This window comes from Slackia sp. (assembly GCF_977041755.1).
In genome coordinates, this window is record NZ_CDRRGL010000063.1 from 1 (window position 1) to 11000 (window position 11000).

7 protein-coding genes are annotated in these 11000 nt (G+C 57.4%); 5 read left to right on the top strand and 2 right to left on the bottom strand.

The genetic code is table 11. The annotated features are described in order from the left end of the window. On the top strand, positions 1 to 905 hold a 905-nt coding region (locus tag ACWI8T_RS05900; RefSeq protein ID WP_449138285.1), incomplete at its 5' end, for an aromatic amino acid transport family protein. Between the two features lie 9 nt (positions 906 to 914). Further along, on the top strand, positions 915 to 2564 hold the full coding sequence (locus ACWI8T_RS05905; protein WP_449138286.1) for an amidohydrolase: 1650 nt from the start codon (positions 915 to 917) through the stop codon (positions 2562 to 2564). A 75-nt stretch (positions 2565 to 2639) separates the two neighbouring features. Here the strand turns inward: ACWI8T_RS05905 and ACWI8T_RS05910 are convergent, their stop codons facing one another. Beyond that, positions 2640 to 6425, bottom strand: coding sequence for a phosphoribosylformylglycinamidine synthase (locus ACWI8T_RS05910; RefSeq protein WP_449138287.1), 3786 nt, complete (start codon positions 6423 to 6425; stop codon positions 2640 to 2642). A 325-nt stretch (positions 6426 to 6750) separates the two neighbouring features. Here ACWI8T_RS05910 and ACWI8T_RS05915 point away from each other — a divergent pair, with 325 nt between their 5' ends. The 3 genes from ACWI8T_RS05915 (at position 6751) to ACWI8T_RS05925 (ending at position 8998) form a co-directional block, all read left to right on the top strand. After that, positions 6751 to 7602, top strand: coding sequence for a DUF3793 family protein (locus ACWI8T_RS05915; protein ID WP_449138288.1), 852 nt, complete (start codon positions 6751 to 6753; stop codon positions 7600 to 7602). Positions 7603 to 7733: 131 nt separating this feature from the next. Beyond that, on the top strand, positions 7734 to 8156 hold the full coding sequence (locus ACWI8T_RS05920) for a flavodoxin (protein ID WP_329933824.1): 423 nt from the start codon (positions 7734 to 7736) through the stop codon (positions 8154 to 8156). Positions 8157 to 8263: 107 nt separating this feature from the next. Beyond that, on the top strand, positions 8264 to 8998 hold the full coding sequence (locus ACWI8T_RS05925; RefSeq protein WP_161957458.1) for a TetR/AcrR family transcriptional regulator: 735 nt from the start codon (positions 8264 to 8266) through the stop codon (positions 8996 to 8998). 179 nt (positions 8999 to 9177) lie between these two features. Here ACWI8T_RS05925 and ACWI8T_RS05930 read toward each other — a convergent pair whose 3' ends face one another. Then, positions 9178 to 10728 carry a S1C family serine protease gene (locus ACWI8T_RS05930; RefSeq protein WP_449138289.1) on the bottom strand — a complete coding sequence of 517 codons (1551 nt, stop codon included), beginning with the start codon at positions 10726 to 10728 and terminating at the stop codon, positions 9178 to 9180. Between the last annotated feature and the right edge of the window lie 272 nt (positions 10729 to 11000).

Consider the following 11000-nt stretch of genomic DNA (forward strand, 5'->3'; position numbering starts at 1 on the left):
TCAAAGGAAAGTTCGCAAGGGTCCTAACCGCAGTTTTCTTCGCACTTACCGTTGTCGTGCTCATCGCAAATTTAGCCGCATACATTGCCGGCGGCGCAGAAATCCTGCAAGCAGCCGGGCTTTCCCCCATGGCAGCTAAGCTCGTTTTCTACGCTATCGCAGCATCAGTTGTCTTGTTCGGATTAAAAGTACTCGGCATGTCCGAGTCGATTTCAATTGCAATCATCATTGCCATCATTGCCGTTTTGGCTGGAGCCTCCCTGTTTCACCTCGACAATCCGCTCAATCTCTCCGCAGGCCAACCTAATGAGCTGCTCGCATTCTTCGGCATGGCGATGTTCTCATTCGTTGCTTTCTTTAGCGTGCCTCAAGCAGTACAGGGGCTTAATGGAAACCCCGCGAAAGTGCGCCATGCCATCCTGCTTGGGCTTGGACTGAATCTCGCATTCATCGTCGTCATTGTTGGATGCTCGCTAGCTGCATCGGCTTCCGTAACCGAACTCGCCATAATCGGCTGGTCGCAAGGCATCGGCACATGGGCGCAAGTGCTCGGCTCGGTTTTCACTATACTCGCGATGCTCACGACGTATTGGTCTATCTCTTTAGCATTGTCGGATATCGTACGCGAGCAAACCAACTGGAATAAAAATCTCTGCTGGCTCATCGCAACACTGCCTTCGCTGCTCCTCGTACTCGCAAATGCTGGAAGCTTCCTTGATATTATGCGCATTGTCGGCGGACTCATCTCGGTCATGATCGCCATCTTGGTCGTTCCTGCCTATCGTGCTTGTCGAAAAGAAAATGGGCAAACGCTGCTACCAACCTCCCTTAGCAGCCTGCCCATGCAAATCCTCGTTGCTGGAGCATTTATCATTGCGGCCGTCGGAAGCGCCGTGAGCATTTAGGAGGATCGAATGAAAACGGTATTCACCAACGCCATCTTCCATACTATGGAAGACGAGAACGACCTCTGTGGCACCATCGTCGTCGAGAACGGCCGCATCGTGGCACTCGATTCGCCCGCAGGTGGGCGAAGCCCACTTAACATAGATGAGCTCGCGGCAAAAGATACCAAAGTCGTCGACCTGCATGGCGCGCATGTATTTCCTGCACTCATTGACTCGCATATGCATATGATGGAAGCGATCGCTTTCAACGCTATGACCGTCGAGATATGCCATTTCGAAAATGGCTCTGTCGAACCGCATACTTTAACGGGAGCCGAGAGCATTATTCGCAACCATGTCGCCAACACAAAACCCGATTCGCTTTCAGTATTCGCCAACTACTTCGCCGCAACGTTCGATGAAGGCCGCCTTCCCACGCGCTTCGAGCTTGACGACTGGGGCGCCGGACGCGAGATACTCGTCCTCAATTTCGACGGACACTCAAGCTCCTGTTCTACCTCCCTGCTCAAGGCGGTTGGGCTTTTCGGAAAAGTAGCAGACAATGGCATTCTAAGAGGCCCCGACCACGATGCGAACATCGGAACGCTCACAGCGCATGCGGTAGGGTCTCTCACCCCTGCAGCGATAGCACGCGGCACCGCTGAATTCTGCAACGCATGCGCTTCGTACGGCATCGGAACGATATGCGCACTCGAAGGGACCGACGACGGCCCTCGCGACCGTGCAGTGGAAGCCTTTGCGCACTACGCCAAGCGCCTCCCTCTTGACGTCCGCCTGTTTCCGCAATACATGGATGAGGAAAGGCTCTCCCGAGTACTGCCCACCATGCGCACGCCGCGCGTCGGCGGATGCATGAAATGGGAGCTCGACGGGTCAGTCGGGTCGCATACGGCCGCATTCGAAACGCCTTATATAAACGGATCGCAAGGTTCGCTTTATTTCGAAACGGAGAAGCTAGAAAAAACCATTCGAAACCTCGCCGAACGAGGCTTCGCGGTATCGGCCCACGCGATTGGCGAGTTGGCCATTGAACAACTCGTCGGCATTTACGAGCGCCTCAATGAAAAAGACGCAATCGTCACCAACCCCGATGCCCCAGGTGCGGCGCGCATAAAGCACCGCATCGACCACTGCGAGTTTCCTTCGGTCAGCGACAGGGAACGAATTAACGTTCTTCGGCCCTATATAACCATCCAGCCTGGCTACTCATGGATAGACAAACGATACTTGCATGGATATGAGAGGCTCCTCTCACCCGAAAAAATCAATCAACAAATTCCGTTGAAAGACTTCGCCGAGGCAGGCATTCCAATGCTTGGTTCAAGCGATGCACCAGTGCAAACCGTCGATCCCTATTTACAAATGCGCGGAATGCGAGAGTTTTACCTGGAAGACCAATCGCTCTCTGCTTTCGAGGCCCTGAAGACCTATACAGTGAACGGCGGAGCGGCGCTCGGCGAGGCCAAGGGACTTCTGCGCGAAGGATACGAGGCGAGCTTTTTCACCTGTGATGTAGACCTTATAAAATGCGCGCCGTCTGAGCTGGAAGGATTCCATGCCACCAGCCTTTGGATGCATGGAAAGCGCTATAAGCCCCTTCCGGCAAACATTTCAACACTTGCGCGAATTGCCGTTACCAAGCCTCGCCTGATTTAGGAAAACGCAGAATCGAAAAAATGGGCTGTTCTCAAAAGAACAGCCCATTGCACTTTAAGGGGTAATATGCCTCGTTTAGGCGAAGTAGCTCACGCCGCCCTCGAAGAGCGGTTGATACTTATCGCCCGGCACATTTTTGTACAAGCCGGCGCCACTGCGCTCAGAGTGCCCCATCTTGCCGAAGATGCGGCCGTCGGGGCTCGTGATGCCCTCGATGGCGAGCACCGAGCCATTCGGGTTCGCGCCAAGCGCCATGCTCGGCTCGCCCGCGGCATCGACATACTGCGTGGCGATTTGACCGGCGGCCTTCATCTGGGCAATGACTTCATCGCTTGCAACGAAGCGGCCCTCGCCGTGAGAAATGGCAACGGTGTGAATGTCGCCCACTTCGCAGCGGGAAAGCCACGGCGAGAGGTTCGAGGCGACGCGCGTGCGCACAAGCCCGCTCTGGTGACGGCCGATTTCATTGAACGTCAGCGTCGGCGCGGCGGCCGTCGCGTCAACGATGTCGCCGTAAGGCACCAAGCCCAGCTTCACGAGCGCCTGGAAGCCGTTGCAAATGCCCAACATAAGGCCATCGCGATTCTGCAGCAAATCGCGCACGGCTTCGGTCACCTGCGGCGCGCGGAAGAACGCCGTGATGAATTTCGCCGATCCATCGGGCTCGTCGCCGCCCGAAAAGCCGCCCGGCAGCATCACGATCTGGCTGCGGCGAATAGCCTCGGCCAACGCAGCCGTGCTTTCGGCGACCTTGGCGGGCGTGAGGTTGTTGATCACGAACACCTCGGCCTCGGCGCCAGCGCGCTCGAAGGCATGCGCGGTGTCATATTCGCAGTTCGTGCCCGGGAACACGGGAATCACGACATGCGGGCGCGCGATAGAGCCAGCGAACGTAAGCGGCTTGGCCTCAGTGAAGTTCACTTTTTCGACCTTGGCGTGCGCGGCGGCGTCATCGGCGGCGCTGCGATACGGGAATACGCCTTCGATGCCGTGCTCCCAAGCCTCCTGCAGTTCAGCCATGTCGAGCGTCTCGTCGAGCGTGCCGAAGACATACGCCTCGCTGGTCTCGCCAACGTGCTCGATAAGCACGCCGTCGGTTGCGGGAATCTCAACGCCATCGGCAAGCTCGATGAAGAAGCTGCCATAAGCGAGCTTGAACAGCTCATCGGCGGAAAGCACATCGTTGAGCACCACGCCGATCTTGTTGCCCAGGCACATCTTGAAGAGCGTCTCGGCGGAGCAGCCATAGCCCGGCGTTGCCGCAGCGAGCACCGAGCCGTCGCCAATGAGCTTCTCGACAAGCGCGAACGTGGCGTTGAGCGAATCGGCAGCAGGAACCAGGCCGGCCGCATCGTACGCGTTGGGAACGATGCGAACCACCTTGTGGCCAGCGCCCTTGAACTCGGGAGAAGTCACGCGATCGACCTTGCCGGTAGAAACCGCGAACGAGATGAGCGTTGGGGGCACATTGATTTCGGTGTCACCTTCCTCAAAAGAGCCCGACATGGAATCCTTGCCGCCAATAGCACCAATGCCCAGGTCGATCTGCGCTTCCAGGGCACCGAGCACAGCCGCCATGGGCTTGCCCCAGCGCTCGGGAACGTCGCGCAAACGCTCGAAGTATTCCTGGAAGGAAAGGTATGCGGCATCGCGCTTAAAGCCAGCGGCAACAAGGCGCGCAACGCTTTCCACGACCGAGATATACGCACCCTTGAACTGGTCTTTCTCCATGATGAAGGGATTGAAGCCCCACGCCATGGCGCTCGCGGTGTTCGTTTCGCCATCGACCGGGAACTTCGCGACCATAGCCTGCGCAGGCGTGAGCTGGCGCTCGCCGCCGAACGGCATGAGCACCGTGGCCGCGCCAATGGTGGAGTCGAAACGCTCGCCCAAGCCCTTGTTCGAGCACACGTTCAAATCGGTCACGAGGCTCTTCATGCGCTCGTCAACCGTAGCGCCCTCCCAATGCGGAGCATAGGGCTCGGCGGCAACTACATGGGCGGCCTGGTGCTTCGGTGCGCCATTGGAATTCAAGAATTCGCGCGAAATATCGACGATAGCATCGCCGCGCCACGTCATAAGCAAGCGCGGGCTTTCAGTAACCGTGGCAACCACGACGGCTTCGAGATTTTCCTCGTGCGCGTAGCCGATGAATTCGTCCACGTCTTCGGCGGCCAAAGCCACCGACATGCGCTCCTGGCTCTCAGAAATTGCCAGCTCAGTGCCATCGAGACCATCATATTTCTTGGGAACCATGTCCAAATCAATGGACAAGCCGTCGCACAGCTCGCCGATGGAAACGGAAACGCCGCCAGCACCGAAGTCATTGCAGCGCTTGATCAGGCGGCACGCGTCGCCACGGCGGAACAGGCGCTGAATCTTACGCTCGACGGGGGCGTTGCCCTTTTGCACCTCGGCGCCCGAGGTCTCGATGCTGTCAACATTCTGCGTTTTCGAGGAGCCGGTCGCACCGCCAATGCCATCGCGGCCCGTGCGGCCACCAAGCAGCACGACCTTGTCGCCAGGAGCCGGGCACTCGCGACGCACGTGGTTTGCGGGAGTCGCGCCCACAACGGCGCCGACTTCCATGCGCTTGGCCACATAACCGGGATGATAGAGCTCATGAACCTGGCCGGTCGCGAGGCCAATTTGGTTGCCATAGCTCGAATAGCCGGCGGCAGCAGTGGTCACGAGCTTGCGCTGCGGGAGCTTGCCCGACAGCGTTTCGGAAACCGGGCGCGTGGGATCGGCCGCGCCGGTCACGCGCATGGCCTGGTACACGTAGCTGCGGCCCGAAAGGGGGTCGCGAATCGCTCCGCCCACGCACGTTGCCGCGCCGCCGAACGGCTCAATCTCGGTGGGATGGTTATGGGTTTCGTTCTTGAAGAGGAACAGCCAGTCCTCGTCTTCACCATTCACGTCGACGGTCACCTTCACCGTGCAGGCGTTAATTTCCTCAGACTCATCGACATTCTTCATAATGCCCTTGGCCTTGAGATACTTCGCGCCAATGGTGCCCATGTCCATAAGGCACACCGGCTTATGCTCGCGGCCAAGTTCGGCACGCATGGCAAGGTATTTGTCGAACGCGGCCTGCACGCAGGCGTCATCGATGGCGATATCGGTAAGCTCGGTGCCAAACGTGGTATGGCGGCAGTGGTCGGACCAATAAGTGTCGACAACCTTCACCTCGGTAATGGTGGGGTTGCGGCCCTCTTTTTGGAAATAGCTCTGGAAGAACGTGATATCGGCCAAATCCATCGCCAAGCCGCGCTCAGAAAGGAACGCCTCCAAGCCCGCTTCGTCGAGGTCGATGAACCCGTCAATGACTTCGACGGGATCGGGGTTCACGACCTGCATATGCAGAGTCTCGCGCGGCGCAAGAGATGCCTCGCGGGCTTCAATCGGGTTGATGACGTAATGTTTGATGGCATCAACATCGGCGGCGGAAAGCTCGCCCTCGAGCACGTACACCTTGGCAGAGCGTACATCGGGACGCTCGCCTTGGCTAATGAGCTGCACGCATTCGCTTGCAGAATCGGCGCGCTGGTCGAACTGGCCAGGCAGGAATTCCACTGCGAACACCGCCACGCCCGCAGGAGCGCTCACGCTTCCGTCGTCGGCGATCGTCGCGCCCTCAACAGGCAATTCGGCCGTTGCGACATCGGCCTGCGGCTCGCTGAATACCGTAGGCACGCACTGGTCGAATAGTTCAGATGAAATGCCCTCAACGTCATAGCGATTGATCAAGCGTACGCGGGAAAGCCCGTCGATACCGAGAATCGTGCGCAGCTCGCCCGCGAGCTGGCGCGCCTCGACGTCAAAGCCGGGTCGTTTCTCAACGTAGATGCGTGAAACCATGGAGTTCCGCCCTTCCATTAAAACTTGCAAAGTTGGCTGTTCGCATAACCGTTTCATGATATCCCACTCTTGAGAGCTAAAGCGAGGGAACCCGCATTTCCTTGGGGCAAACGCACGAAACGCGCGAGATTCGGAAAGAGAATCGCGGCTCTCCTTCGCAATTGCCGCCATTCATTGCTCGATTTGTATCCCTTAATTAACTTTTTTCGCAAATGTACTTGGCGAAAGGCCGGTCATACGGTATAAGCACTATTTGTTAGCCATCGGTAACTGCTTACAGAAAGCGGTTGCCTTTTGCATACGAATCATTTTGATAGGAGGAGTTTTGCCACCCATCATTTCGTTTGAGTCATCGCAGCGCCCCAATTCGCGAGCGATGGGCATGGCGGTTCGCGATCTTGAAACAAAGCTCGTGCGCCACGCCGCCCCTACCCTCGCAGGCATGAAGCCCGCCAATCTATTCACCTATCGCACCGCAAACTTCACGGAAGAGGAAGCGAGCTCGGCCATCGCGGAGATCTCCTCAAGGCTTGCCGGGTTTCATCTTCGCGTGGAACCCCTTGCAAACCGCGCTCGAGGCGTTTTGCTTTTGGTATTCCGCCCCAAGCTCGTCGAGGGCGCTCTGAGCAATGAACACGCCCGCAAACTGCTTACGCAGAGTGGATTCAAAGACCTTTCCACCGAAGGCGTTGTATCTGAAATCAAGCGCCGCATCCAAGCTGCTGACGCATCGCGCGCAGCACTTGACCAAACGAATTGCGAAACCGCGCCCGCGCCCAAACCCGAACAATTCGTTCCTTGCTGTGCCACGGGCCACCACCACGACCATGGTCCGAATCACGTTTGCCAGTGCCGAGCAAAAGCCGCGCTTTCGCGAGAAGAACTCGAAACCACGCAAGGCGAATCGGCATTCCCGCACGAGATAGGGCTCATTCTTGGCTACCCTCCAGCCGATGTGGCGGGATTCATCGCTCTAAAAGGCGCAGGGTATCTCGCCTGCGGCGGGTGGAAAGCGTATTCGGAACCGCAGAGCGCCCTTGAAACATTCCAGCGCAATCGCCGTTGTACGGAAGAATTCCAGGCGCTTTACGCGCAAGGAGCGCCCCTTGAAGCCCTTGCCGACACCCGAAGCGGCGCCGCGGTAAGCATATTCGATATGGCGCGAGCCGCAGTGTAGGCGCCTTGCCTCGCCGTCAGGCGCGGCCAAGCACATTCACGAGCTACGCTGCAGCTAAGCCCACCCAAACCCAGCGAAAACGCTTTCAGCGACGCATAGAAGACAAGCACTCACTACCAAAAGGAGACACCATGAGCAAAATCGCAATCGTATATTGGAGCGGAACCGGAAACACCGAGGCCATGGCCGACCTCGTTGCACAGGGCGTTCGCGCGAAAGGCAGCGACGCCGATCTTATCAACGCCACGGATTTCGGCCCCGAGCGCATCGACGAATACGACGCATACGCCTTCGGCTGCCCGGCAATGGGTGACGAAGAACTGGAAGATACCGAATTCTTGCCCATGTACGATGCCGTTGAGCCGCTGCTCGAAGGCAAACGGGTCGCTTTGTTCGGGTCGTACGATTGGAATGACGGCGAATGGATGGAGCTGTGGGAGCAGCGCGCCGAAGAAGCGGGGCTCGTTGTGGTCGATTCGGTTATCGCGAAAGATTATCCCGACGATGACGCGAGCGCCGATTGCATGCGCCTCGGAAGCCTCATCGCGCAATAGATCCATGCGGCATGCCATGAACAAATAGGATCTTTCTTTGTGATAACGGTTTTCTATACATCGTATAGAAAACCGTTTATCATAAGCCGAGCAGAGAAAGGAAACCTGTGGCGTACGCAAAGCAACAACGCAAAAAAGGAACGCTCACTAAAGACGAGATCGTGCAGTGCGCGTTCAATCTTATTGCCAACAAGGGCACCGAAGGCTGCTCAATGCGCGCGCTGGGCAACGAGCTTGGCGTAAGCGCCATGGCCCTGTACGGCTACATCCCCTCGCGCGAGAGCTTGCTCAATGAAGTGGTCGAACGTTTTCTGAAAACGGTCGACACCCGCGCGCTGCGAGGCGAACGCTGGGAAGACACGCTCATTCGCACAACCCTCTCGCTGCGTCGAGCCTTCGTTTCCTCCCCGCATTTCGCCGAGCTCATGTGCGACCCGTGCGTCGGGCCCGGCATCGAACCCTACATGCTCGAGCTGCGCCTTATCTATCTTGGCCAAGGAATGCCAGAAGATATCGCCGTGCAGCTCATCGCCATCACCGACTCGTATCTTACGGGCTTCGCATTGCGTGCACGCCAAAATTTGCGCATCGAGCAAGCCGAAGCGGCGCGCAAGCAGGCAGAGGCCGATGCGGCGCGCTTTGCGACGACATCGCGCGTCCCCGGCATGCTCACAGGCAAAGCGAACCCCGCCGCCGAACAACCGCGCTTCAACGAGCGCTGGCGCCAAACCGTCGCCGAAGGCTATTCCGAGACCTCGTTCCAAAAGGGCCTACTCGTAATTATCGAGGGTATTCGCGCCGGCATGGCAGGACAACCCGCGAACTGGCAAACGCCGCAATAACCTGTTAAATGCTCGTAGCGTTTAACAGGTTCCTGAACGCATATCTCGACAGAAAAAAATGGGTGGCTCCATCGTGGAAGCCACCCATTTTGTTGAGAACATACGAGCGTTCAACTCATGCGGTTTCGGCCAACTCACAAGAGAAACGCAAGCCAACCGAAAAACCTTGCCGCGTCGTTCTAGAACAATCTGCCTAACCCAGAACCATTGCCCGAACCACCGTTGTAACCGTATCCGTAACCATAGTCGTACCCGTTACCAGAGCCGTAGCCATCACCCGAGCCGTAGCCGTTTCCTGAGCCGTAGCCGTTGCTCGAACCGCTATTCGAGCTCATCGAGTTCTCATCGCTGCCAAGCGTCACGGTAATAGTCTTTTCTTCGCCATCGCGATTCACAACGACATCAACCTTGTCGCCGACATTTTTCGAGCGAACGTCAATCGTGAGCTCGGAAGGCGACGTTACCTTCTGGCCATCGAAAGACACGATGATGTCGCCCTTCTGAATGCCCGCATCGGCAGCAGCAGTTCCGTCATAGACGTTGGCCACGTATACGCCCTCATCGGTGGCCAAATCGTAATACGTCGCCATCTGCGAATTGATTTGCGCCATAGAAACGCCAAGCTGGGCATGGGTAGGCGTCTTGCCTTCGATAATCTGCTGGGCAAGGTCGATCGCGTAATCGATGGGAATCGCAAAGCCGACGCCCGAAGAAGAACCGGAGTACGACGAGATCATCGAGTTAATGCCAATCAATTTGCCTTGGGAATCAACCAGCGCACCGCCCGAATTGCCCGGATTAATGGTCGCATCGGTCTGAATCATGTTCGGGTAAATCACCGTTTCGCCCGTGGTGGAGTCTTGCATGGTATTCGAACGCTGCAATGCACTCACCACGCCGGTCGACACCGAGTTTTCCAAACCGAACGGGCTGCCAAGCGCCATGACCCACTCGCCCACCTGCAAATCGGACGAGCTGCCGATTTCGATCGGCGTCAAATCGTCGGCATCGACCTTAATCACCGCGATGTCGCTCGAAGAGTCGCTGCTCACGACCTTCGCGTCGTATTCCACGCCATTCACGGTCGCCTTAATGGCGTCAGCGCCCTCGACCACGTGGTTGTTCGTGATGATATATCCATCTTTCGAAATCACGACGCCGCTGCCGAGCGATGTATTGGTAAGCGTGGAATCGTCGTTGGTTCCAGGCATTTCGAAGCCATTCATCAAGCTCGAAGACGAGCTCTTGGTATAGATGTCGATGCTCACAATCGAGGGCAGGCATTTCTGCGCCACCTGCTCGGCAAGCGTCGAGGAATCACCCGAATCATCGGGAGAAGCAGAAATCACCGTGCTTGTCGTGGAGCCAAGCGTGGTCGAACCCCCGTCACCACCCGTAAGCGCACTGTAGCCGGCAAACCCGCCAGCGCCAAGCACCAACGCAAGCGCGGCGCCGCCAAAGCCCGCCGCGAACGTTTTACCGAGGCCCGCCTTCATGTTGGAGTCAGCCTTGTGAGCCGCTTTGGCGTTCGCTTTGTTTTGAGCCTCGCTTGCCTGCTGTGCGGCATATACGGAGTACTGGTACGCCTGCTGCTGATAGGCCTGCTGGCCATAGGGCTGCTGATTCTGCGCAGGCGCGGTGTATGCGCCCTGCGGGTATTGCTGGGGCTGCGGAACCTGAGCGTTCCGGGGCTCAACAGAACCAGGGAAGTTTTTATTCTCGTCGGTCATCTCAACCACTCGCTTTCGTGAGTTCGTCCTTTGCTGAATCGAACTCTAACACCGCGCGATGCCCTCGAAGAAGTAGCGCACGTTTTCGTAACAACGGCGTTGAATCACGTACGTCAAACGGCGTACGCCAACCATATTTCGAACACAAAACTGAAAGACCCAGCCTAACGAGCTGGGTCTTCGTCGCAAAGTTGCTTGGAATTACAGGTTGTCCACGTATTCCACGAGATCGCCCATGGTCTCGAGACCTTCGGGTTCGCCGAAGTCAACGT